General features: G+C 70.2%; 18 protein-coding genes and 1 pseudogene. 13 read left to right on the top strand and 6 right to left on the bottom strand.

The genetic code is table 11. The features are described 5' to 3' along the window. Nucleotides 1-82: 82 nt before the first annotated feature. Genes AB0H78_RS05070 through AB0H78_RS05050 form a run of 5 tightly spaced genes read left to right on the top strand, consistent with a single transcriptional unit; the run spans nt 83 to nt 7637 of the window. The gene (locus tag AB0H78_RS05070; RefSeq protein WP_363232850.1) at nt 83-1831 is read left to right on the top strand and encodes a DUF2264 domain-containing protein; all 1749 of its coding nucleotides are present in this window, start codon (nt 83-85) and stop codon (nt 1829-1831) included. After that, a complete protein-coding gene (locus AB0H78_RS05065) occupies nt 1828-4527 on the top strand; it encodes a carbohydrate-binding protein (RefSeq protein WP_363232849.1) in 2700 nt (899 codons plus the stop codon). The genes AB0H78_RS05070 and AB0H78_RS05065 overlap by 4 nt, the downstream gene beginning before the upstream one ends. Before the next feature lie 3 nt (nt 4528-4530). After that, on the top strand, nt 4531-6042 hold the full coding sequence (locus AB0H78_RS05060) for an MFS transporter (protein WP_363233425.1): 1512 nt from the start codon (nt 4531-4533) through the stop codon (nt 6040-6042). Between the two features lie 18 nt (nt 6043-6060). Beyond that, entirely contained in the window at nt 6061-6408 is a 348-nt protein-coding gene (locus AB0H78_RS05055) for a YciI family protein (protein WP_363232848.1), read from the top strand. 20 nt (nt 6409-6428) lie between these two features. Next, complete coding sequence (locus AB0H78_RS05050; protein WP_363232847.1) at nt 6429-7637, top strand: sigma-70 family RNA polymerase sigma factor; 1209 nt, start codon at nt 6429-6431, stop codon at nt 7635-7637. Here AB0H78_RS05050 and AB0H78_RS05045 read toward each other — a convergent pair. Continuing rightward, nucleotides 7612-9411, bottom strand: coding sequence for an ABC transporter ATP-binding protein (locus AB0H78_RS05045; protein ID WP_363232846.1), 1800 nt, complete (start codon nt 9409-9411; stop codon nt 7612-7614). The genes AB0H78_RS05050 and AB0H78_RS05045 overlap by 26 nt on opposite strands. Before the next feature lie 121 nt (nt 9412-9532). Between AB0H78_RS05045 and AB0H78_RS05040 the strand changes: the two genes are divergently transcribed. The 4 genes from AB0H78_RS05040 to AB0H78_RS05025 all read left to right on the top strand — a co-directional run bounded on the left by AB0H78_RS05040 (nt 9533) and on the right by AB0H78_RS05025 (nt 13537). Beyond that, nucleotides 9533-9991: a MarR family transcriptional regulator gene (locus AB0H78_RS05040; protein ID WP_363232845.1), complete on the top strand. Its 459-nt coding sequence runs from the start codon at nt 9533-9535 to the stop codon at nt 9989-9991. Between the two features lie 233 nt (nt 9992-10224). Beyond that, nucleotides 10225-11400: a SpoIIE family protein phosphatase gene (locus AB0H78_RS05035; RefSeq protein ID WP_363233424.1), complete on the top strand. Its 1176-nt coding sequence runs from the start codon at nt 10225-10227 to the stop codon at nt 11398-11400. Continuing rightward, entirely contained in the window at nt 11397-13094 is a 1698-nt protein-coding gene (locus AB0H78_RS05030; RefSeq protein ID WP_363232844.1) for an ATP-binding protein, read from the top strand. Before AB0H78_RS05035 ends, AB0H78_RS05030 begins: the two co-directional genes overlap by 4 nt. Beyond that, nucleotides 13091-13537 carry a response regulator gene (locus AB0H78_RS05025; RefSeq protein WP_363232843.1) on the top strand — a complete coding sequence of 149 codons (447 nt, stop codon included), beginning with the start codon at nt 13091-13093 and terminating at the stop codon, nt 13535-13537. The genes AB0H78_RS05030 and AB0H78_RS05025 overlap by 4 nt, the downstream gene beginning before the upstream one ends. Before the next feature lie 18 nt (nt 13538-13555). On the opposite strand, the pseudogene lepB reads toward AB0H78_RS05025, so the two are convergent. Both lepB and pip read right to left on the bottom strand, forming a co-directional pair. Then, a pseudogene (gene lepB, locus AB0H78_RS05020) lies at nt 13556-14263 on the bottom strand (signal peptidase I); the annotation flags it as partial. Between the two features lie 52 nt (nt 14264-14315). Beyond that, nucleotides 14316-15275 carry a prolyl aminopeptidase gene (gene pip / locus AB0H78_RS05015; protein WP_363232842.1) on the bottom strand — a complete coding sequence of 320 codons (960 nt, stop codon included), beginning with the start codon at nt 15273-15275 and terminating at the stop codon, nt 14316-14318. A 49-nt stretch (nt 15276-15324) separates the two neighbouring features. Between pip and AB0H78_RS05010 the strand changes: the two genes are divergently transcribed. Beyond that, on the top strand, nt 15325-15873 hold the full coding sequence (locus AB0H78_RS05010) for a helix-turn-helix domain-containing protein (RefSeq protein WP_363232841.1): 549 nt from the start codon (nt 15325-15327) through the stop codon (nt 15871-15873). Here the strand turns inward: AB0H78_RS05010 and AB0H78_RS05005 are convergent. Together AB0H78_RS05005 and AB0H78_RS05000 are read right to left on the bottom strand one after the other, a co-directional pair. Then, nucleotides 15858-17630: a glycoside hydrolase family 6 protein gene (locus AB0H78_RS05005; protein ID WP_363232840.1), complete on the bottom strand. Its 1773-nt coding sequence runs from the start codon at nt 17628-17630 to the stop codon at nt 15858-15860. The genes AB0H78_RS05010 and AB0H78_RS05005 overlap by 16 nt on opposite strands. A 14-nt stretch (nt 17631-17644) precedes the next feature. Then, nucleotides 17645-19138: a cellulase family glycosylhydrolase gene (locus AB0H78_RS05000; RefSeq protein WP_363232839.1), complete on the bottom strand. Its 1494-nt coding sequence runs from the start codon at nt 19136-19138 to the stop codon at nt 17645-17647. Between the two features lie 240 nt (nt 19139-19378). Between AB0H78_RS05000 and AB0H78_RS04995 the strand changes: the two genes are divergently transcribed. From AB0H78_RS04995 to AB0H78_RS04985, 3 genes are all read left to right on the top strand, one after another. Beyond that, the gene (locus AB0H78_RS04995) at nt 19379-22315 is read left to right on the top strand and encodes a glycoside hydrolase family 48 protein (RefSeq protein WP_363232838.1); all 2937 of its coding nucleotides are present in this window, start codon (nt 19379-19381) and stop codon (nt 22313-22315) included. A gap of 166 nt (nt 22316-22481) precedes the next feature. Further along, nucleotides 22482-23528 carry a rhamnogalacturonan acetylesterase gene (locus AB0H78_RS04990; protein WP_363232837.1) on the top strand — a complete coding sequence of 349 codons (1047 nt, stop codon included), beginning with the start codon at nt 22482-22484 and terminating at the stop codon, nt 23526-23528. Nucleotides 23529-23618: 90 nt separating this feature from the next. Further along, the gene (locus tag AB0H78_RS04985; protein ID WP_363232836.1) at nt 23619-24056 is read left to right on the top strand and encodes an NUDIX hydrolase; all 438 of its coding nucleotides are present in this window, start codon (nt 23619-23621) and stop codon (nt 24054-24056) included. Here the strand turns inward: AB0H78_RS04985 and AB0H78_RS04980 are convergent. Then, entirely contained in the window at nt 24036-24743 is a 708-nt protein-coding gene (locus tag AB0H78_RS04980; RefSeq protein ID WP_363232835.1) for a hypothetical protein, read from the bottom strand. The two genes, AB0H78_RS04985 and AB0H78_RS04980, sit on opposite strands and share 21 nt — an antisense overlap. Between the last annotated feature and the right edge of the window lies 1 nt (nt 24744).

Genomic DNA, 24744 nt, shown 5'->3' with positions numbered 1-24744 from the left:
GATGTTTCTCCTACGTTTCGTGGCGATCCCGTTGTTGCGAAAACTATCGCAACATCAACTCCCGATCCCAGGGGCGGACTTCATGAGGCGTTGGCTGCAGGACTATGTCACCTCCCTCGCCGAACCGCTCCTCCCGCACTTCAGCGAGGGCAGGGCCCGGCTGCGGCTCGGCGTCAACACCGCGATCCACGACGACACGGCAGCCGAACTCGAAGCGTTCGCCCGCCCGCTGTGGGGACTCGCCCCGCTCGCGGCCGGCGGCGGCGCCTTCGCCCACTGGGACCACTGGGTGCGCGGACTCGCCGCGGGCACGGACCCCGAACACCCCGAGTACTGGGGCGAACCGGGCCCGCACGGCCAGCGCATCGTTGAAATGGCCGCCATCGGCTTCGCCCTCGCGCTCGCCCCCGACAAACTCTGGGACCCCCTCACAGGACCCGAGCGCGAGCGCGTCGCCGACTGGCTGCGCTCCGCCCTCGACCGGCCGACCACCGCGAACAACTGGCTCTTCTTCCCGGTCCTGATCTCCCTCGGCCTCGACCGGGTCGGCGTCCCGTACGACCGCGGGACCGTCCGCACCCGCCTCGAAAGACTCGAATCCTTCTCGCTCGGCGACGGCTGGTACTCCGACGGCCCGACCGAGCGCCGCGACTACTACGTGCCCTGGTCCCTGCACTTCTACGGCCTGATCTACGCCGCGCTCGCAGGCGACCGCGACCCCGAACGCGCCGTCCGCTTCCGGATGCGCGCCTCCCTCTTCGCCCGCGACTTCCAGCACTGGTTCGCCGACGACGGCAGCGCCGTCCCCTACGGCCGCAGCCTCACCTACCGCTTCGCGCAGGCCGCCTACTGGGGTGCCCTGCCGTACGCCGGGGTCGAGGCGCTCCCCTGGGGTGTGGTCAAAGGCCACTACCTGCGCCACATCCGCTGGTGGCGGCAGCAGCCGATCACCACGCCCGACGGCCTGCTCACCATCGGATACGGCTACCCGCAGCCGGCCATCGCCGAGCAGTACAACGCGCCCGGCTCCCCGTACTGGGCCCTGAAAACCTTCCTCCCGCTCGCCCTCCCCGCAAGCCACCCCTTCTGGACGGCCGCCGAACTCGCGGCCCCCGCCCTCCCGCCGGTCGCCGAACAGCCCCACGCGGGCGCGATCCTGATGCGCTCGGGCGGCGACGTGACCCTCCTGGCCGGCCGCCAGCACCACTCCTGGGTGCGCCACGGCGCCGAGAAGTACGCCAAGTTCGCGTACTCCACCCGCTTCGGCTTCAGCGTCCCCGCAGGGCCGGCCGGCCAGGAACAGGGTGCGTACGACTCGATGCTCGCCCTCAGCGAGGACGGCGACCACTTCCGCGTACGGGAAGAACCCGCCGACCCCGAGGTCGCAGCGGGCACGGTCCGCTCCACCTGGCACCCCTGGCCCGACGTCGAGATCACCACCTGGCTGACGGCCGCCCCGCCCTGGCACCTGCGGGTCCACCGCATCCGCACCGGACGCCGACTGCACACCGCCGAGGGCGGTTTCGCCGTCGACCGCGACGGCGGAGCCGACCGCAGGACGGGCGCGGCCCGCGCCCGTATCGCCTCCCCGGCCGGACTCACCGGACTGATCGACAGCGACGGCCGAAGATCCGGCGAGACCCTCGACTGCCTGCCCGGCACCAACGTCCTGGCCCGCCGCACCGCCCTGCCCCTGCTGACCGCCGAACTCCCGCCAGGGGAGCACTGGTTGCGCTGCGCCGTACTGGGCACGGCCGCAGGACCCGAGGGCGAGAAGGCCTGGAAGAACCCGCCCGCACCACCGATGCCGACCCCCGGAGGCCGCATATGAGAATCCCGCCCAAGGTCCCGCGCAGACCGCTGTCCCTGCTGGCGGCCGCAGCCGCGGCCCTCCTCGCCGTCCCCGGCGCCGCGTCGGCCGACACGGGCCACCAGGGCCGTACGTACGAAGTCGCCGCCTGGGGCTCCGACCACGCGAGCGGCTCCGCCCGCCACCCGCTGCACACCATCGCGCGCTGCGCGGACCTGGTGAAGCCGGGGGACACCTGCCTCATCCACCGGGGCACCTACCGCGAGCAGGTCACCCCGCCGTCCGGCACCAAGGACGCGCCCATCACCTTCGCCGCGTACGGCGACGGAACGGTCACCGTCGACGGCACCGACACCGTCACCGGCTGGAAGGGCGCGGGCGGCGGCCTCGTATCCGCCCAGGTGCACCTGGACCTCGACCCGTCCGAGAACGCGCTCTTCCTCGACGGGGGCCGCGCCATGGAGGGCCGCTGGCCCAACTCCGGTTCGGATCCGCTGAATCCGACCTGGGCGGTCGCCGAGAAGACCTCCACCGACCAGCACATCGACGACCCCGCGTTGCCCGCAGGCGACTTCAGCGGGGCGACGGTCCACATCTGGGCCGGCTCCAACCCCTGGAGCCAGCAGACCGGCACGGTCACCGCCACGACATCGGGCGCGCTGGACTTCACGGGCGGCAACTACCGCTGCCCGCCGCTGTGCATGGGCAGCCAGACGTACCGCAACTACTACCTCGTCGGCGCCAAGGCGACCCTCGACCAGCCGGGGGAGTGGTACTACGACAAGGCGGCGAGCACGCTCTATCTGGTCCCGCCCAAGGGCGGCCTGACGGGCCACACCGTCACCGCCAAGCAGCGCGACTGGGGTCTCGACCTCTCGGGCAGCTCGTACGTCACCGTGCGCGGTCTCGACCTGTGGGGCACGTCTCTCCGTACGGGCAAGGGCTCCACCGGCGTCCTCGTGTCCTCGCTGCGTGCCCGCTACGTCTCCGAGTTCAGCACGCTCCCCATGCCCGCCGACTCCGATCTGTCCATCCCGCCCACCGAGGGCAACATCGTCGACTCGCGCGTGCTGGACTCCGGTGTCCAACTCCTGGGCACGGGAAATGAGGTGAGGGACAGCGAGATCGGCTATTCGGCCGGCACCGGCATCCTGGTGCGCGGCAGCGGCAACACCGTCACCAACACCTACGTCCACGACGTCGGCTGGATGGGCAGCTACACCCCGGGCATCGAGATCAACGGCTCGGACCACACGATCACGCACAACACCGTGCGCCGCACGGGCCGCGGCTCCATCGACGTCTCCTGGCAGCTCAACGGCGTCCCGTTCCAAGGCAATCGCATCGCCTACAACGACCTCTCCGAGGCGATGCGCACCTCGCGCGACGGCAGCCCCTTCTACGTCTGCTGCAACCTCGACGCCACCGGCACGAGCATCGACCACAACACCGTCCATGATGCGGACGGCCAGGTCGGCTACTACATCGACAACTCCTCCTCCCAGTTCCTCCTCCACCACAACGTCGCGTACAACACCGGCACCCGAGGCACCTTCTTCAACGGCCACAGCAGCGTCAGCCTCGGCAACCGCGACCACCACTCCTCCTACGGGCTCGGCATCACCACGGCATCGGTCCGCCTCAGCGGTGCGACCGACGCGACCGGAACGTACGTCAGCAACGACGTCGCCCTGAACCCGATGGAGATCTCCGGCCCCGGCAGCCCCGCCCCCGTCGTCCGCGACAACCTCCTGCCGCCCGCCGACCCGCGCTACGCCGACGCCCGCAACGGCGAACTCTGGCTGAGCGAAGGCTCACCGGCCATCGACGCGGGCGAGACCGTCGACGGAGTGACCACCGGCGTACGGGGCACGGCCCCCGACCAGGGCGCGTACGAATACGGAGCCGCTGTCTGGTCCAGCGGCTGCACCCTGCCCGGCTGCCAGGACCGGCTCCGCAACGCCGGCTGGACGGCGCAGGCGTCCGACGGCACCGACGCCACGGCAGCGGTCGACGGCGACCAGAGCACCCAGTGGAAGGCGGCCACCGCCCAGACGCCAGGACAGTCCCTCACCCTCGACCTCAAAACGCCGAAGAGCGTCAGCCGGCTTGCCCTCGACGCGGGCCTGGACGCCACCGGCCACCCGTACGGCTTCACCGTCTCCACCAGCGACGACGGCACCCATTTCGACGCCCCCGTGGCCCGCGTCGCAGGCCGCTCCTTCACCCAGGACGCGGTCTTCCCGCAGACCACGACCCGCTACCTCCGCATCGAACTGACCGCACCCGGCGACACCCCCTGGGCCGTCAATGAGATCCGCCTGTACGCGGACGGACCCGACGCGACCTCCACACTCCAGGCCGAACAGGCCACGTACACCAAGGGAGTTGAACGCGGAGAAGCGGCGACCGGGACCCTCGGCGCCGGGGACAGCATCGGCTTCCGCTCCGTCCAGTTCGCCGCGGGCGCCGACACGATGACCGTCCGCCTCGCCTCCACGGGCTGCGGCCGCGGCTGCTCGCTCCAGCTGCGCATCGGCTCGCCGCACGGACCGCTCGCCGCGACGCTCCCGGTCGTGGACACGGGCGGCGCCGACACCTGGCAGGAGCAGTCGGTACGACTCGCACGCCCGGTGGCCGGCGCGCACGACGTCTACCTGGTCGCGAGCGGCGGCCGGAAGGTCGCCGCCGTCGACCGGCTGACATTCCGTCCCTGACACCTGTCGATTTCGGCGGAGTGCGTACGTCGTTCCCACAGGCGGCCCGGACAGCGGGCCGGCCAGGGAAGGACGTACGCACTCATGCGGCACCGTCAGAGCTGGACCCTTGTTCTCGTTTCGCTGGCACTGTTCATGACCGCGCTCGACAACCTCGTCGTGGCGACCGCGCTGCCCGTCATCCGCGCCGATCTCGGCGCGAACCTCTCCGACCTCGAATGGACTGTCAACGGATACAACCTTTCCTTCGCCTGCCTCCTGCTGACCGGTGCCGCACTCGGCGACCGGTTCGGCCGGCGGCGGATGTTCGTCATCGGACTGCTCGGATTCACCGCCGCCTCGGCCGCGGCCGCCTGCTCACCGGGCGTCGGCATGCTCGTGACGGCCCGGGTCGTACAGGGCGCCGCGGCCGCGATCGTCATGCCGCTCACCCTGACCCTCATCAGCGAGGCATTCCCACAGGGCAAGCGCGGTGCGGCGATCGGACTGTGGGGTGGTATCACCGGGCTCGGTGTCGCCGTGGGCCCGGTGGTCGGCGGGGCCATCGCCCAGGGCGGTGACTGGCGCTGGATCTTCTGGATCAACGTACCGATCGGAGTCGTGCTCGCGCCGCTGGCCGCCCGCTTCCTGACCGAGAGCTTCGGCCCCAGGCCGCAGCTCGACCTGCGGGGACTCGCGCTCGCCGCCACCGGATTCTTCGGGCTGACCTGGGGGCTTGTCCGTGGCGGCCCGGCGGGCTGGGGCTCGGCCGAGGTGGTCACCGCGTTCGCTGCGGGCCTCGTACTGCTCGTGGCCTTCGTGCGGTGGCAGCAGCGCGCCAGGTCGCCGATGCTGCCGCTCGGGCTCTTCCGGATCCGGGCCTTCTCCACGGCCGGCGCGGTGGCGTTCTTCAGCTTCGCCTCGCTCTTCGGAGCCCTGTTCATCATCGCCCAGTACTTCCAACTCGCCCTGGGATACTCGCCGTTGGAAGCCGGGGTGCGCATGCTCCCCTGGGCGGGCGCCCCGATGATCGTCGCGCCCGTCGCGGGCGTGCTCGCCGACCGGTTCGGCAACCGGCCCTTCATGGCCGCAGGACTCGCCCTGCAGGCCGTCGGCTATGCCTGGGTCGCGTCGATCGCAGCCCCCGGCGTGGGATACGCCTGGCTGGGCACCGCCCTGACCGTGTCCGGCATCGGCATCTCGATGTGCTTCCCCACTGTCGCCAACGCGGTGATGGGATCCGTCCCCCTGTCCGAGGCCGGTGTCGCCTCGGGCGCCAACAGCGCGCTGCGCGAACTGGGCGGCGTCTTCGGAGTCGCCCTGGTGGCCGCGGTGTTCACCGCCAACGGCGGATACGGCACCGCGCAGCACTTCACCGACGGGCTCGTCCCCGCCGTCTGGGTCGCCGCGGCACTCTCCGCCGTCGGCGTCATCGCCGCCCTGCTCGCACCCGCGAGTTCCCAGGGCGTCCCATCGACCCCCGCGGCCGCCGTGCCGAGGGAGCACACTGGTGCCTTGCCCGGCGCCTCCGTCTGACCGAGAGGACTTCACATCATGGGGCAGTACCTGATTCTCATCTACGACAACGAGCAGGCCAGGGAAGCCGCGGGCGACGAGGCCTTCCAACAGCGGTACAAGGACCACGTCGCGTTCGACGCGGCACGGTCCGAGAACATCCTCGGTGCCAACGCCCTGCAGGAGGGGGCGACCGCGACGTCGATCCGCGCGGACGCCGCCGGTGAATTCACCGTCACCGACGGGCCGTTCGCCGAGACGAAGGAAGTCCTCGCCGGCTACTACCTGATCGACGCCGCCGACCTCGACGAGGCGATCGTCATCGCCAAGGAGGTCCCGGCACCGCCCGGAGGAGTGGAAGTGCGGCCGATCAGGGTCTTCCACTGAACAGGGACGCGGCCCGTGCCGTGGCCGACGCGCACCGTCACGAGTGGGCCTTCGTGCTCGCCGCGACGGTGCGCGTCACCCGCGACCTCGACCTGGCCGAGGAGTGCGTCCAGGACGCGTACGCGAAGGCGCTGGTGAAATGGCGCGAGGACGGCGTCCCGCGCAGCCCGGGAGCCTGGCTGACCACCGTCGCCCGCAACCGCGCGACGGACGTACTGCGGCGGGAGTCCTCGCTGCGGCGGACCCTGCCGCTGCTCCTGCTAGACGAGTCGGACGAGCCGCCGGAGTCGGCCGACGGAGACCACATCCCCGACGACAGGCTGCGCCTGATCTTCACCTGCTGCCACCCCGCGCTCGCCGTCGAGGCCCAAGTGGCCCTCACGCTGCGTCTGTTGTGCGGCCTGACCACCGTCGAAGTGGCCCGCGCCTTCCTGGTCGCCGAGACCACGATGGCCGCCCGGATCACCCGCGCGAAGAAGAAGATCGCCGGAGCGGGCATCCCCTACCGCGTACCGCCCGCCGCGGAGCTCCCCACCCGGATCGACGCCGTTCTCGACGTCGTCCATCTGCTCTTCACGACCGGCCACACGGCCCCAGTCGGCGACACCCTGATGCGCACCGACCTCGTGACGCGGGCCCAGGACCTGGCCAGGATGCTGCGCCGCCTGCTCCCCGAAAACCCGGAGGTCGCGGGGCTCCTCGCGCTGATCCTGCTCACCGACGCCCGCCGCGCAGCCCGCACCGACAGCGCGGGCAGGATCGTCCTCCTCGCCGACCAGGACCGCACGCTCTGGGACCACGAAGCCGTAAAGGAGGGTGCGTCGCTTGTATGTCTCGCGCTGCGCACCCGCCCTCCCGGCCGGTACCCCCTGATGGCCGCGATCGCCGCCGTGCACTCCGAGGCGGCCTCCGAGAAGGAGACCGACTGGGGCGAACTGGTCGCCCTCTACGACCTGTTGATGCGGACCTGGCCCTCCCCGGTGGTTGCACTCAACCGTGCGGTCGCCGTGGGCCTGGCCGACGGGCCCGCCGCGGGACTGCGGGCCCTCGACCTGCTCGCCACCGAACCTCGGCTCGCCTCGTACGGCTACCTCGCGGCGGCCCGCGCCGACTTCCTCCGCCGCCTGGGCTGCCGCGAGCGGGCCAGATCCGCGTACGAGGAAGCGCTGCACCTCACCCGCAACGGCGCGGAGCGCGCCTTCCTCATGGACCGGTTGAAGCAGCTGTGACGCCGGGCTGCAGCCCGGCGTACGCGCCACCGCGGCCCAGCAGCTCCCGATGGGTGCCGACCTCCGCGATCCGACCGCCGTCCATCACCACGATCCGGTCCGCGCCCTGGATCGTGGTGAGCCGGTGGGCGACGACGAACACGGTCCTGCCCCTGACCAGACGGGCCAGCGCCTCCTGCACCAGGGCCTCCGAGCGGGTGTCCAGGGCCGAAGTCGCCTCGTCGAGGACCAGGACCCGCGGATTGCGGATGAGGGCACGGGCGATGGCCAGGCGCTGCTTCTGGCCTCCCGAGAGCCGTGAGCCGCGCTCCCCGACGACGGTGTCGAGCCCCAGCGGCAGCCGGTCGACGAACTCCAGGGCGTTCGCGTCGCGCAGGGCGTCACGTACCTGCTCCTCCTCCACCGCGCCCATTCCGTAGGTGACGTTCTCGCGTATGGAGCCCTCGAAGAGGATCGACTCCTGCGGTACGACCGAGAGGAAACGGCGGTAGCTGCGCAGATCGAGCGTGGCCATGTCGGTGCCGTCGAGCAGGATGCGGCCCGAGGTGGGGCGGATGAAGCCGATGAGCAGGTTGAGCACGGTCGACTTGCCCGCACCCGAGGCCCCGACGAGCGCGATGGTCTCGCCGAGCCTGGCCGTGAGGGTGAAGTCGTCGACCGCTGGCCCGTCGGCGCCCTCGTACGCGAAGCCGACCTGCTCGAAGTCGACGCGGCCACCGACCTGTTCGACCTCCGACTTGCCCGCGTTGATCTCCAGGTCGGGTGCCTGCAGGACCTCGCCCGCCGAGCGCACCGACTCAAGTGCCTTGCTGATGACGGGGGTCAGGCCCAGCAGTGTGGTCATCGAGCCCGTCAGGACGGTGAAGAACGCGCTGAGCATCACGACGTCGCCCGCCGTCATCGACATCCAGTGGTGATAGGCGGCCAGCGCGGAGCCCGCCAGGCAGGTGACGCCGAGCGTGTTGAGCAGGATCCAGGCGAGCGCGCCGAAGCGGCCGTTGAGCAGATCCAGGCGCAGCCCGGCGAAGTACACCTGGCGCACCGAGCCGTCGACCCGGCCGAGCGCCGTACGCTCCAGGCCGTGGGCGCGGGTGATGGGGATGAGGCTGGTCATCTCGCCGACCCGGGAGGAGAGTTGCTCGACCTCCTGCCGGAAGGACTCGTTGTGGCGGCGCAGCCGGCCGCGGAGCCGCATCACCAGTACGCCGGCCAGCGGGACGACGACCAGGAAGACGGGCAGGAACGCGGGCACCCGCAGCCCGATCACGACGAGGCCGCCGACCAGGGTGGTCACCGCGGCGAGCCCCATGTCGGCGGACTGCTGTACCCCCTGCTCGATCGTCTCCACATCCCGGACGACCTTGGCCTGCAGGACGCCCGCGCTGGTCCGCGCGTGGTAGCCGATGGAGAGCTGCTGCATCCGGCGGCAGAGCGCGTCGCGCAGTGCGGTGCCCATGCGCCGCACACTGCTGCCCACGCACCGTACGTACAGCAGGTGCATCGGATAGTTGAGCAGGAGGACGACGAGGAGCGCGCCCGCATTGAGCCACAGCCGGGACTCGGGGCCGTGCTCGACGACGACGTCGATGATGTTCGCGGTGATGAGCGGGAGCAGCCACACGGGGCTGTGTTTGACCACGAACACGGCGACTGCGAGCAGCAGTCGGCCGCGATCGGGTCTCAGGAGGTATCCGAGGGTGCGCACCGGGTGCTCGCCCCGGTAGCGGTGGTCGAGGGTGCCGTGCCGGGACGGTGGGGAAAGCGGTTGCTGCATGGGGAAAGCCAAACCTCCGGCCGACCGGCGCGCAACCCCCTTTCGGAGCGGCCCACTTCACGCGAGGCCGGCGTTCGACCGCGTACTGACAAGCCCGGCGCGGAAATGACACAGTGGGCCGATGCGCCCAAGCACTACGACGCACTGTCGGGACCTGGCAGACACCGCAGCGGAGGTGTCGGGTCTGCTCGGCGTTCTGCGCGGCAGGGCGCTCGGCAGAGCCCCTACCGGGCCGGTTCCGGTGTCGCAGATGCGCGCGCTGCAGACCATCGGCAGCCTCGAAGGCGGGAACCTGCGGTCCCTCGGCGAAGCGCTGGGGTCGAGCGCACCGGCGACCAGCCGCCTCTGCGACCGGCTGGAAGCCGCCGGGCTCGTGGAGCGCAGGCTCAGCAGGGCGAGCCGCAGGGAGTTGGAACTGCACCTGAGCCGACAGGGGCGCGACCTCCTCGACGAGGTACGCGAGTACGAGGTGGACGAGCTGCGCCCCGTTCTGGACGCGATGCCCGAGGACGCGCTCGGGCAGCTCATGGAGGGGCTGACGGCGTTCCGTGAGGCGGCGGCCGCCGTGGAAGCCGCGTAGGCCGCAAGGCTGCGTCCGGTCCATGTCCGGCTGTTCCGGGAACAGTTGTCAAAAGTCAACTGATCGCCCTAATCTCGTCGCGGGCACGCTCGGGCGCGCCTCATGGGCCGAAGCGCCCGTGGCGAGAGGAGAGATCTGCCATGGGGACCGGCCCCGAACCTGCCCCCGTGCAGGGTTCCGTCTTACCCGCGCTGCCCGCACAGCGCGCCCCTCTCGGCTCGGTTCCGCCCTCCCTGACGTGGGACGGTGAGGCGCCGAGGGTGCTGCTCATCGAGGACGACGCCGGGGACGCCGTACTGGTCGAGGAGTTGTTCGCCGACAGCGGCATGCCGCTGGGCCTGCGCTGGTCGCGCTCGCTGAAGGACTCCGTCGCCGAACTGGCCGCGGAGACACCGGACTGCGTACTGCTCGATCTCCATCTCCCGGACGCCCAGGGCCTGGAGGCACTGGGGGCGGTGCTCGAACACGCGGGCGGCGCCGCCGTGGTCGTCCTGACCGGGCTGGCCGAGGAGCAGGCCGGGCTCGCCGCGGTCGCCGCGGGCGCCCAGGACTACCTGGCCAAGGGTCGGCTGGACGCGGACATGCTCGTGCGGGCCGTCCGCTACGCGATACAGCGCCGGCACACGGAGCTGGCCGCCGCCGCCCTCCAGGAGGGCCGACTGCGTGCCGAGGAGAACGCCCGCCTGGAGCGCGGCCTGCTGCCCAGGCCGCTGCTGCACGACAACACCGTCACGGTCCACGCCCGCTACCGGCCCGGCAGGGCGCAGGCGCTGCTGGGCGGCGACTTCTACGACGTCGTGCAGACCGCCGACGGCACCACGCACGCCCTGGTCGGCGACGTGTCAGGGCACGGCCCCGACGCGGCGGCCCTGGGCGTCTGCCTGCGGGTGGCCTGGCGCTCCTTCGTACTGGCCGGTGCCAGGGAGCAGTCGCTGCTCGAGCTCCTGGACCAGATCCTCGTCGCCGAGCGCTCGCGGCCGGAGGTCTTCGCCACCCTCAGCTGTCTGACCCGGGCCGCAGGGGCGGCGGAGGTCCGTGTCGTACGCGCGGGACATCCCGGCCTCATCGTGCGCTCGCGCACGGGCGCGGTGCGGCTGGAAGAGGTGCCGGGCGGGCCGATGCTGGGCATCCTGCCCGGGGTCGCGACCTGGCCGGGCACGCGGGTGCCGCTGGCGGAGCGCGACGCCATGATGCTGTTCACCGACGGCCTGATCGAGGGGCGGGTGGGGGACGGCCCCCGACGCCTGGGCGAGAGCGGCCTCCTGGACATCGCGCGCGAGCACACGCACTGCACGCACGGCCAGTTCGCCGACACCCTCATCAGAGCCGCCGAAGCCCTTGCCGCACCGAGCGGGGGGCTGGCCGACGACGTGGCCGTCCTGCTCCTGGAATGGAACAACCCCTCATGACAGCCGAGACCCCGCCCCTTCCCGAGGAGCCGGACCCGGCAGCCCTCGTACCCGAGGCGGGCCCGGAGGCGGACGCCCGCGCCGTGGCAGCGGCCGCCGCCGTCCCGCGCGGCCTCACCGTCCGCGCGTGGTTCCTCCTCGCCGTCTCGGTGCTGGGGGTCATCACGGCAGCCGCGGCGGCGTTGGGTGTCGCCGTGCAGTCCCGCACCACCGACGCGACGAACTACCTGGTCGACAACGTGGCACCTGCCCGCACCGAGTCCTACCGGCTCCAGGCGGCGCTGCTCGACCAGGAGACCGGCGTACGCGGCTATCTGCTGAGCGGGGACATGACCCTGCTGGAGCCGTACGAGCGCGGGAAGGGCGCCGAACACACGGCACGCGCCCGGCTGGCCTCGCTGACCGCGGGTTCCTCCGGCGACACCGAGGCGCTGGCCTCGGTCGACGCGTCCGTACGCAAATGGCGGGAGGAATTCGCGGTACCGGCCGTCACGGCCAGGGACGACGAGGCCCCTGCCGTGTCGATCGACCGGGGCAAGACGACCTTCGACCAGGTCCGTACGCGCCTCGACACCCTGCATGCCCGGCTCCTGACGGATCAGACCCGCGCCCAGGAGGACCTCCATGTGGCCCGCACCCAGCGCGACTGGGTGTTCATCGGGGTTCTGGTCCTGCTCGCGCTGACCGGGGCGGGCGTCGTGGTCATCCTGCGGTACACGGTTCTGCGGCCGCTGGAGTCGGTGCGCACCGCGGTGAAGCTCGTCGCGGACGGTGCTTTCGAGCAGCCCATTCCGGCGCACGGGCCCGCCGACCTGCGGGCACTCGCGGGGGCGGTGGAGGACATGCGCCTGCGCGTGGTGGGCGAACTGACCGTCGCACGCCGCCGGGAAGCCGTGCTGGCGGCTCAGGCCGTGGAGCTGGATGAACAGGCATCCGAACTGCGCAGGTCCAACTCCGAGCTGGAGCAGTTCGCGTACGTCGCCTCGCACGATCTCCAGGAGCCGCTGCGCAAGGTGGCCTCCTTCTGCCAGCTGCTCCACAAGCGCTACGGTGACCAACTGGACGACCGCGCCGTGCAGTACATCGACTTCGCCGTCGACGGAGCCAAGCGCATGCAGGTACTCATCAACGACCTGCTGACCTTCTCCCGCGTCGGACGGCTCAACGACAGCTACGAAGCCGTCGACCTGGACACGGTCCTCGAACGGGCGCTGCGCAACATCTCCGCCGCGGTCGAGGAGCACGAGGGGACCGTCGAACGGCCGAAGAGCCTCCCGGCGGTGATGGGGGATGCCACGCTGCTCACGATGCTGTGGCAGAACCTGCTGGGCAACGCGGTCAAGTTCCGCCGCCCCGGCACGGCCCCGCACGTCGAGGTGAGCGTCGGGCCGGACGAGGAGCCGGGCCTCCTGCGGTTCTCGGTCACCGACAACGGGATCGGCATCGCACCGGAGTTCGCGGAGAAGGTCTTCGTCATCTTCCAGCGGCTGCACAGCCGTGATGCCTACGAAGGGACCGGGATCGGCCTCTCGCTCTGCCGGAAGATCGTGGAGCACTCGGGCGGCCAGATCTGGCTCGACACGCAGTACACGGACGGGGCGCGGCTGGTCTTCACCCTGGCCGCCGCCCACACCGCGTCCCCCGCCCCGACCGAACCCGGAACGACCACCGCGCCCCAGGGAGCCACTCCATGAGCACCACCCCTCCGCCCGAGCCTGTCGAAGTGCTCCTCGTCGAGGACGACGCGGGCGATGAACTCATGACGCGCGAGGCGTTCGAGGACAACAAGATCGGCAATACGCTCCATGTGGTGCGCGACGGTCTCGAGGCACTCGACTTCCTCTACCGGCGCGGTGAGCACACCCGGGCCGTACGGCCCGATCTGATCCTTCTGGACCTGAACCTGCCCAAGTACGACGGCCGTCAGGTCCTGGAGAAGATCAAGTCCGACCCGGAGCTCAAGCACATCCCGGTCGTCGTGCTGACCACGTCGGCGGCCGAGGAGGACATCCTGCGGAGCTACAAGCTCCATGCCAACGCCTATGTGACCAAACCGGTGGACCTCGAGCAGTTCATCCGGGCGATCCGCCAGATCGACGACTTCTTCGTCACGGTGGTCAAACTGCCCAAGGCCTGAGGCACGTCAACGGCCGTCGATCCCCTCCTGGTCGAAGGTGTCGGGGATCGAGAGCGTGCCCCAGTTCCCGGCCGGCCAGGCGATGACGATCGCCCGCCCGATCACGTCGTCCACCGGCACCGAGCCGCCGCCGGGCTTGTTCTGGTGGTAGCGCGAGTCCGCCGACGCCTGGCGGTGGTCGCCCATCACCCAGATCGAGTCGTCCGGCACGGTGATCTTGAACTCGGCGTCCGTGCTGCACGGGGTGTTGCCCTTGTAGACGTACGGCTCGTACAGGGGCTTGCCGTTGACCTTCACCGGGCCGGTCCCCTTGCACTCCACCGTGTCACCGGCGACCCCGATGACCCGCTTGATCAGGTCCTTCTCATCGGCGGACGGCATCAGCCCGATGGTGCTCAGCACCTTCTGCACCGCGTTCGGCTTGGTGACGGGCTCGTCCTTGAGCCAGCCGTCGGGGTCCTTGAAGACGACGACCTCGCCCCGCTCGGGCTTCGAACCGAACCACGGGGTCAGCTTGTCGACCAGCACGCGGTCGCCCACCTGGAGCGTGTTCTGCATCGATCCGGAGGGGATCGAGAAGGCCTGCACCAGGAAGACCTTGATCAGCAGGGCGAGCACCAGCGCGATGCCGATGAGCAGCGGCAGCTCTTTCCACCAGACACGCTGCTTCTTGACCTTCGTACCCGACACGTCGACCGCTCCTTGCTCCGAACCGCGCCCGCCCATGATCAGGACGGTCCCACCACCTCCCTAACGAGCGGGAGTTCCCGAGGGGGACTCAGGCTTCCGCGAAACGGTCCAGGGTCTCGACGACCAGCTCACGGGTCGCCGTACTCCCCTTGTGCCCGGCGTCCTCGATCACGCGGAGCGTGGCGTCCGGCCAGGCACGGGCGAGGTCCCAGGCCGTGCCCAGCGGGCTGCTCAGGTCCAGGCGGCCGTGGACGAGGACCCCGGGAATCCCCTTCAGCCGTCCCGCGTCGCGCAGCAGGGCGCCCTCCTCCAGCCAGGCGCCGCTGGAGAAATAGTGCGAGCAGATACGGACCAGGGCGGTGCGGGCCGCCGAAGGCCGGTCGCCGTACGGATGCGCGGAACCGTGGGGTTCGGCCGAGAGCACCGCGTCCTCCCACGCACACCAGTCGATGGTCGCCTTCGCGCGTACGCCAGGATCGGGATCGGCGGCCCGGCGCGCATAGGCACCCACGATGTCCCCCTCCCGGCCCGCCTCGGGAGCCCCTGCCAGAAACCGGTCCCACGCCTCCGGGAAGAAGCGCCCGACACCCCGGTAGAGCCAGTCGGTCTCCGAGCGCCGGGTCGTGGTGACACCGGCGATCACGATCTCCGACACCCGCTCGGGGTGCGCCTCGGCGTACGCGAGGATCAGCGTCGACCCCCACGATCCGCCGTACAGCAGCCACTTCTCGATGCCCAGGTGTTCCCGCAACTGCTCCATGTCGTCGATGAGTTGCTGGGTGGTGTTGTGCGTCAGATCCGTCGCGGGGTCGGCGGCGTGCGGTGTGGAGCGCCCGCAGTTGCGCTGGTCGAAGAGGGCGGCGCGGTACCGCTCCGGATCGAAGAGCTGCCGCGCCTCGGCCGTGCAGCCGGACCCGGGGCCGCCGTGGACGACCAGCGCGGGCTTGCCCCCGGGGCTGCCGCAGGCCTCCCAGTACACGAGGTTGTCGTGGCCCACGTCGAGCATTCCGTGCGCGTACGGCTCGATCGGTGGATGGCGGTCGGCCATGGCCCGGCCCCTTCGACGGAGATGCAACAGTGCTGTTACATTAACAGCCATGCCCTCCGAAGCCCCCGGCCCGGGCCCCGAACTGCTCGGCACCCGGCTGCGCCACCTGCTGGAGCTCCTCGACGGAGATGTCGCCGCGGTCTACGCCGACCTGGGTCTCGAAGGATTCAGGCCCCGGTTCACGCCGGTCGTAAGGGAGTTGGCCGCCACGGGCCCGAGCTCCATCCGCGACCTCGCCCGGGCGACCGGGGTGACCCACTCGGCGGCCAGCCAGACCGTCGCCCAGATGGTCAGGGAGGGCTTTCTCGTGCTGGAGCCGGGCGAGGACGACGCACGCCGCCGCATGGCGCGGCTGACCCAGGCGGCTGAGTCGTTGCTGCCGCTGCTCGACGCGGAGTCGGCGGCCACCACGGCGGCCGCCACGGAATTCGAGGCCGAACTTCCCTACCCGCTCAGCCGGTTGATCGGCGAGGCGCTCGACGCTCTCGCCCGGCGCCCGATGCGCGAGCGGATCGGTGCCGTCATGAAGGACCGGGCGGTGCGGGCCGATTTCCTTGCGCCCGCACCGCCCGGCTCAGGTGATCAGAGCGCCGGGTAGGCGTTCTTCAGGAGCTCCTGGAACTGGGCCGAGAACCAGTGGCCCGCGACCGGGGCGCCTGCCAGCGCCCCCGACATGCTGTTGCCGTTACGGGCGTTGCCCGTGTACGTCGGATCGCACATCCGGTCGAAGCCCTTGCCCTCGTCATTGGCGATGGCGGTGCTGGAGCCGTCGGACTCGCCCGGAGGCTTCACCCAGACGTAGGCGTCGATACCTGCGGCGGGCGCCGCCTTGGGCCGCTCGCCGATGCCCGCACCGGACTGGTTGCACCAGTTGCCGAGGTGGATACGGAGGTCGGTCCTGCTGCCGTTGACGTATCCGTCGAGCGTGGTCTTCGCGGCCGGAGCCGTGGGCCTGGCGGTGCCGCCCCAGCCGTTGCGCGAGGTGTCGATCAGCGCACCGATCGAGGAGTTGAAGCCCGCGCTGACCATCGCGGTGCGGAAGCCCTGCGCGAAGGTCTGCTCGTCGACGTAGCGGTTCCAGTCCACCCACTTGGACTGGCGCACCGAGGTGCCGTTCACCGTGTCGTCGATGGTGTAGTACGGCTCGGTGGTCGCGCCGTAGTTGGCGGTGTTGGTGATGAAGCCCTGGACGTCGTCGACCGTGGCACCCGAGGTGGTGGCCGCCTGGTGCAGGAGCTGGGCGGTGGGGTTGAGGTTGTCGTCCCAGCCGATCCAGCCATGGTGACCGGCGTCGAGGTAGTTGTAGACGTTGCCGGCGCTGCCCAGGTGGGCGAGTGCGTACCCGACCCCGGTGATGTAGTTGCCGTTCGCCTTCATGACGTCACAGGCGGCGGTGGCCGTCGGGCGTCCGCTGACATTGGTCACCATGTTGGGCAGCGAGTCCGGCTCGATCGTGTTGACGATCCGCAGGTTCTTGTAGGCCGGGTCGGAGAGGATCGTGGTGATCGGGTCGATGTACTCGTGCTCGTAGCGGGAGAGGTCCGTCGGTGCGAGCTCGCCGTTGGAGGCGAGGGCGGCGCAGTCGCGGCCCGGCAGATCGTAGATGACGAGCTGCACGACGAGCGGCTTGCCCGCCGCCTGCTGCACTGCTGCGTCGAGGTGGTCGCGCAGGCCCATGCCGCCGCTCACGCCCTCGATCGCGGCGATCCGGTCGAGCCAGACGGCGGTCGGCTGGCTGGAGATTTTGGTGCCGCCGGGTTCGGCGGCGGCCTTGGCCGACCACTCCGGGTTCACATAGACGCCCGCCCCGGAGAAGGGGTTGTCGACGAGATCGCCGGTGCCGGGAGGCGTGGAGGTCGACGGGCTGGGGGAGGGGCTGGTGGGATCGGTCGGCGTCGGCGTGGGGCTGCCGGTCGACGAACCGCCGTTGCAGGGAGTGCCGTTGACCGCGAAGGCGGTCGGGGCCGTGTTCGTCCCGCTGTAGTTGAAGTTGCCGCCGAAGGACGTGGAGGCGCCGGGTGCGAGGGTCTTGTTCCAGTCGAGGTTCTTCGCGGTGACGTTCTTGCCGGACTGCGTCCAGTTGGCGCTCCAGCCGCTGGTGAGCGTCTGGTTGCCGGCGTAGGCGTACGTCAGCGACCAGCCGTCGATCGCGGTCGTGCCGGCATTGGTGACCGAGACGTTCGCGGTGAACCCGCTGCCCCAGTCATTGGCCGTGTACCCGACGCTGCACTGCACACCGGCAGCGGAAGCGGGGGACTGCAGGGCGGACACGGCGCCCGCGCCCGCCAGGACCAGGGCGCCGGCGGCTATGAGTGCCGTACGGGCACGTCTCGGTGGTACGGAAGTGCGGCTCATCGATGTGATTCCTCTCAAGACAGGGCGCGCAGGTGGTCGCGCAGCCCGGTTCCGTATGCGGTGGGTGTGCCGTCGTAGTTGCTGATCAGGGAAGGACCCGACGCGCAGTCCCAGGTGTTCCAGGTCCAGCCCAGATACGAGGCGTGGTGCGCGTCCAGCCAGGCCATGACCTGGTCGGTGTAGCCGTGCGCACAGGTGTTCTCGCCGATCTCCCCCGCCACGAAGGGGACTTGGGCGGCGACCGGAGCGAGCTGGGCGTCCCAGCAGCTCGCGGAGGAGCAGGTGTTGAAGTTGTACGAGTGCCACGCCGCGGCCAGGTTTCCGGCCGGGTCCGTCGGCTTGTGGTCGAGCCACTGCCTCAGGTCGTTGGCGTACGCGATGCCCGGGACCAGCACGAGGTTCTGGGCGCCCGTGCCCCGTACGGCATCCAGCAGATCCTGCATGCCGGCCACCTCGTAGCCGATGCCCGGGCAGGTCCCGCCGTCGCGCCAGCAGGCCCACGCCTGGTCGAGCGTGGAGGTGGCGCGGTCCGGATAGGGCTCGTTGAACAGGTCGAAGGCGACCGCGGGGTCGTCCTTGAAGGTGGTGGCCACCGACTTCCAGAACGCCGGGGCGTACTGGGCGTCGGGCATCGGTTTCTGACAGCTCGCATGGATGTCGGAGCAGCCCGACGAGTTGCCGGTGTACTGGCCGTAGCTCCAGTGCATCTCCAGGAGCGGAGTGATGCCATGTGCCTCCAGACGGGTCACGAACCCCTTGATCGCGTTGATGTAGTTGGTGCCCGCGTAGGCCGGGTCGATATTCGAAGTGCCCAGCCAGCACTCCTCGTTGAGCGGTACGCGGACGGTGTTCACCTTCCAGTCCGCGATCGCGGCGATGGAGGCGTCGTCGACGGGCCCGTCGAAGACTCCGTATCCCTGCACGCACATGAACTCACCGCCGGAGCGGTTGACTCCGTAGAGGTGGCGCTCGGTGCCGGCCGCGTCGACGAGCTTGTTGCCCGAGGCGTGGATGGCCGATGCGGGGCCCGGATCGGTGGGCGGTCCTGTCGGGGTCGGGGTCGGGGTCGGGGTGGGCGTGGGATCGGGCCCGCCGTCCACGTTGCAGGTGACGCCGTTCAGGGTGAACGTGGTGGGCGCGGGGTTGGACCCGGACCAGGAGGCCAGGAATCCGGCGCTGACGGAGGCTCCCGTCGCCAGAGTGCCGTTGTAGGACTCATTGGTGGCGGTGACTCTCGCAGCGGACTGGGACCACTTGGCGTTCCAGCCCTGCGTCACCTTCTGGGTGCCGGCGAAGCCGAAGGACAGCGTCCAGCTGCTCATGGCAGCGCTGTTGTTGGTGACCGTCACGCCGCCCTGGAAGCCCGAGTCCCACTGGCTTGTGACGGAGTACGTCACGGAGCAGGCGGGGGTGGCCCCTGAAGCGGTGAGCGTGGGAAGCAGTGCGGCGGCCGCCGCCACGAAGAGCGTGCCGACGGCGGCGAAAACAGGTAATCGCGGTGGGCTCATGGAGCGCGTCCTTACGTACCTAGACGACGGGAGCGCTCCCACTGGTTGTTCGGAGGTTAGCCACAACACCCCCTTTAGTACAGGGGAGTTGAAAAACTTCTCAATCGAATGACTTCGACATCTGCATCGCTGTGACAGGTCTTGACACTCTTTCACCTCGCCTGCACCTTGGGAGCGCTCCCACTGGTTCAAGAGTTGTCATAGACGTCCCCCACCGAGAACCGCGAGGAGGCCCTCCCCATGGCTGCCTTACGAAGACCACGCTCACAAAGACCCCGTGCACGAAGAGTCAGACGCCTGTTGACCGCATGCGCCGCAGCACTCTCCCTGCCCCTGGCGATGACCGCCGCGGGCGGCAGTCCCGCCCAGGCCGCGACGCTCCAGTGCAGCGTCGACTACACGGTGAACGACTGGGGCGGCGGGTTCACCGCCAACCTCGCCGTCACCAACCGCGGAACGGCGGCGGTCGACGGCTGGTCCCTGACGTACGCGTACGCCGGCAACCAGACGCTCACCAGCGGCTGGAGCGCCACCTGGACGCAGTCCGGCAAGAACGTCACCGCGAAGAACCTCGACTGGAACAAGACCCTCGCACCCGGAGCGGCCACGTCCATCGGCGCCAACTTCAACTACAGCGGTACGAACACCGCGCCGACCGCCTTCGCCGTCAACGGCACCCCCTGCACCGGCGCCCACCAGCCCCCGATCACGGTCCTGACCAGCCCGGGCGCCGGCACCGTCTACACCGCGGGCGCCACCGTCCCGATGGCCGCCACCGCGGCCGCCGCCGACAGCGCGACGATCAGCAAGATGGAGTTCTACAGCGACACCACCCTGCTGGGCACGGACACCACCGCCCCCTACACCTTCGACTACGCGAGCGTCCCCGCAGGCAGCTACTCCCTCTACGCCAAGGCGTACGACAGCCTGGGCGCATCCGCCGAGTCCACCCCCGTCGGCATTACGGTCGCCGCGGGCCCGTCCCTGGTCGCCACCCCGTCCCAATTCGGCGTCCAGCAGGGCAAGACGGCGACGTTCGACGTGAAGCTCTCCTCGCAGCCCACCGCCACGGTGACGGCCGCGGTCGCCCGCACCTCGGGCAACACCGGCCTCTCCGTCACCACGGGCGCCTCCCTCACCTTCACGTCCGCCAACTGGTCGACGGCCCAGAAGGTGACCGTCACCGCCAATGCGTCGGGCACCGGCGCCGCGACCTTCACCGTGACCGCCCCCGGCTACACCAAGGCGGAGGTCACCGCGACGGAACTGGCCGCCACCAAGGCGTACGACGCCCGCTTCCTCGACCTCTACGCCAAGATCACCAATCCGGCGAACGGCTACTTCTCGCCGGAAGGCATTCCGTACCACTCCGTCGAGACCCTGATCGTGGAGGCTCCCGACTACGGCCATGAGACGACGTCGGAGGCGTACAGCTATCTGATCTGGCTGCAGGCGGTGTACGGCAGGATCTCCGGCGACTGGACACAGTTCAACGCCGCGTGGGCGACCATGGAGAAGTACATGATCCCCACCCACGCCGACCAGCCCACCAACAGCTTCTACAACGCCTCGAAGCCCGCGACGTACGCCCCCGAGTGGGACCTCCCCTCGCAGTACCCCGCGGCCCTCGACACCGGCGTCTCCGTCGGCAGCGACCCGATCGCAGGCGAGCTGAAGAGCGCGTACGGCACCGACGACGTCTACGGCATGCACTGGATCCAGGACGTCGACAACACCTACGGATTCGGCAACGAGCCCGGAAAGTGCCAGGCGGGACCGACCGCCACGGGACCCTCCTACATCAACACCTTCCAGCGCGGCCCCCAGGAGTCCGTCTGGGAGACCGTCCCCCAGCCGACCTGCGACAACTTCACCTACGGCGGCAAGAACGGCTATCTGGACCTCTTCACCGGGGACTCCTCGTACTCCAAGCAGTGGAAGTACACGGACGCCCCCGACGCGGACGCCCGTGCCGTCCAGGCCGCCTACTGGGCCGACGTCTGGGCCAAGCAGCAGGGCAAGGACAGCCAGGTGACCGCGACCGTCGCCAAGGCGGCCAAGATGGGCGACTATCTGCGCTACGCCATGTACGACAAGTACTTCAAGAAGCAGGGCGACTGCGTCGGCCCGACCACCTGCCCGGCAGGAACCGGCAAGAACAGCTCCAGCTACCTCCTCTCCTGGTACTACGCCTGGGGCGGCGCCACCGACACCTCGGCGGGCTGGGCCTGGCGCATCGGATCCAGCCATGTCCACGGCGGCTACCAGAACCCCATGGCCGCCTACGCGCTGAGCAGTTACGCCGACCTCAAGCCCAAGTCCGCGACCGGGGCGGCCGACTGGAACACCAGCCTCGGCCGGCAGCTGGAGTTCTACCGCTGGCTCCAGTCGTCCGAGGGCGCCATCGCGGGCGGCGCGACCAACAGCTGGCAGGGGCGCTACGCCACCCCGCCGGCCGGCACCCCGACCTTCTACGGCATGTACTACGACGAGGCACCCGTCTACCAGGACCCGCCGTCCAACCAGTGGTTCGGCTTCCAGGCCTGGTCGATGGAGCGCGTCGCCGAGTACTACCAGCAGACGGGCAACGCGGCCGCGAAGACCGTGCTCGACAAGTGGGTCGCCTGGGCGCTCTCCGAAACGACCATCAACCCCGACGGGACCTACCAGATCCCCTCGACGCTCAAGTGGTCCGGAAAGCCCGACACGTGGAGCGCGAGCACCCCGGGCGCCAACACGGGTCTGCACGTCACCGTCGCCGACTACACCAATGACGTGGGCGTGGCGGCCGCGTACGCCAAGACCCTCTCCTACTACGCGGCCAAGTCCGGCAACGCGGCCGCGAAGACCACGGCCAAGGCGCTGCTCGACGGCATGTGGGACCACAACCAGGACGCGCTGGGCATCGCGGCGCCCGAGACTCGTACCGACTACAGCCGCTTCGACGACCCGGTGTACGTGCCGAGCACCTTCAGCGGCAAGATGCCGAACGGCGACACGATCAACTCCACATCCACCTTCGAGTCGATCCGCTCCTTCTACAAGAACGACCCGGCCTGGTCCAAGGTCGAGGCCTATCTGAAGGGCGGCGCAGCGCCGACCTTCACGTACCACCGGTTCTGGGCCCAGGCCGACATCGCCATGGCCATGGGCTCGTACGCGGAGCTCCTCGAATAAGCCCCGCTGGGCTCCGTGTCCGGGGCCGGGCAGGATCGCCTTTGCGCGATCCTGCCCGGCTTTCGTCGACTGTGCTTGTGGGACCGCACTGTAGAAAGCGCTTGCCCGTACGCGGTACGGTCCGCCTCTGAAACCTTTCAATCGGGTCGATCAGAGGAGCTTCGCCATGCGCCGAGCCGGTACCGCACTACTGGCCGCCATCACCGCGGCCGCCGCACTGACCGCTGTCCCCGCCCACGCACGCCCGCGTCCTGACGGCCTCCAACACTGCACCGCCACCGCCCCCTTCGTGTGCCACTTCGACGTCGCGCCGGGTACGTACCGCGTCTCGGCCCTGCTCGGCGGCGGTACGGCGGCAGGCTCCACCCGCGTCACCGCGGAGACCCGCAGAGCCGTGCTCGCCGAGACCGCGAACGCGGCGGGCGAGACCGTCCGCCGCAGCTTCACCGTGGACGTACGCACCCCCGAGGGTGAGCCCACGGGACCCGAAGGAACCCCGGGTCTCGACCTCACCTTCGATGGAACCGCCCCACAGCTCGCCGGCCTCCGCGTCACCCGAGACCGCACGCCGCAACTGCTCCTGATCGGCGACTCGACGGTCTGCGACCAGCCGGGCGACCCCTATGTCGGCTGGGGCCAGCAGCTCCCGCAGTACCTGACCGACCGCCTCTCGGTCGCCAACTATGCGGACTCCGGCGAGAGTTCGCAGACGTACCTCGACAATCCGGCGCTCTTCGCCACCGTCAGCACCAAGATCCACCACGGCGACCTCGTCCTGATCCAGCTCGCCCACAACGACAAGCAGACCGACCGCGACACCTACCGCGCCAACCTCACCACCATGATCGAGGGGATACGCGCGCAGGGCGGCCGCCCCGTCCTGGTCACCCCCATCGTCCGCCGCTGGTTCACCGGCGCCACCCTCGACAACGGCACCGCCCTGATCGTCAACGGCCTCGGCGTCGACCTCCCCGCCGAGATGCGCACCCTCGCCACCGAGCAGCACACCCCGCTCGTCGACCTCACCGCCCTCAGCAAGGCCCGCGTCGAGGCACTCGGCCCCGAGGGCTCCAAGGCGTACTACCTCTACAACGAGAAGAAGGACAACACCCACACCTCGGCCACCGGCGCGGCCGCGTTCGCCCGGCTCGTCGTCGGCGAACTGCGCACCCAGCACCTCGTGCCGGCCCGGTCGTTGCGCTCGCCTTCGTAACCATCAGGTACCCAAACGTCGCACAGCGAGAGGTTCGGGCCTCAGGCGGGTAGCGTAGTAACGCCCAGGGTTTCGGCCCCTCCTCCCGCTGTGCGAGGCACTGTGGACTCCAACCGGCTGGCCGCGGCCGTCGTCGTCGACGACGGCCTTGTCCTTGTCGTACGACGAAGCAAGACCGAGCGGTTCCTCCCGAATGTGTGGGGGGTGCCCTGCGGGAAGCTCGATCCGGGCGAGGCGCCCGCCGACGCGGTGCTGCGCGAGCTCCAGGAGGAGACGGGGATCCTCGGCGAGATCGTACGGCTCGCGGGGACCTCGGACTTCGACAGCGAGTACCGCGGCCGCCCGGTCAGGAACCACCAGTCGAACTTCCTGGTGCGCCCGCTGACCACCGAGGTGCGGCTGCCCCACGCGGACCAGAAGGCCCTCTGGGTGAAGCCCGACGAGCTCGACTCGGTCCCCGTGGACGCCTACAACCGCACCGTCATCCAGCAGGTGCTCGACGCGGAATCAGGCATCCAACAGCGCTGAGAGAGCGTCCAGTTCGGCCAGATACTCCTTCACCGACAGCATTGACTTCACCGTGCGTCCCGCCCGCGCGGGCCCGGCCGCCGACCTGAACACCTGCGTCCGGTCCCGTACGCCCTCGGTCTCCAGGAACAGCGTCACCGCGGTGCCGTCCCCACCGCTGTGCGCCCGGTGCAGCACGTGCGGCGCCAGCACGTAACCGCTGCCCGTCGCATGGTGGGCCGCGTGGATCCGCCGCAGCCTGGCCTCGCCCGTGGGTTCCAGGCGCCAGTCCTCCTCGGGTCCCTCCAGGGTCTCCAGGAAGCCGGTGACGGCGATGCCCTCGGCGGCCTCCTCGTACAGCTCCATCCGTACGCCGCCGAGCAGCACGTACGAGGCGATCGCGCACCGGTGGTTGTGGATGTCCTCGGGCACCTCGCCGTCGGGTGCGCGCCAGACATGGGCCCGCAGCATGAAGTGCGGCTTTCCCGGGAGCAGCAGCAGCTTGTCGAAGCCGAGGACATGGCGGTACGAGAACCGCGCGCACTGCTCCACGTCGCCCGCGCCGTCCGCGAGTTCATGTAAGAGGGGCAGCAGCCGGTCCGGCTGCGCCAGTTCGGCCAGGACCTCCCTGGCGATGTCCTGGGGCGGGAGCCCGCGGCCGGGGCCGAGTGCGGACTGCAGCTGGTCGAGTGCGGCGGCGACGTGCATG

This window comes from Streptomyces sp. NPDC050738 (assembly GCF_040654175.1).
GTDB lineage: Bacteria > Actinomycetota > Actinomycetes > Streptomycetales > Streptomycetaceae > Streptomyces.
Note: the sequence above shows the minus strand (reverse complement) of the source record. Positions and strands in the feature narration are given on the sequence as shown.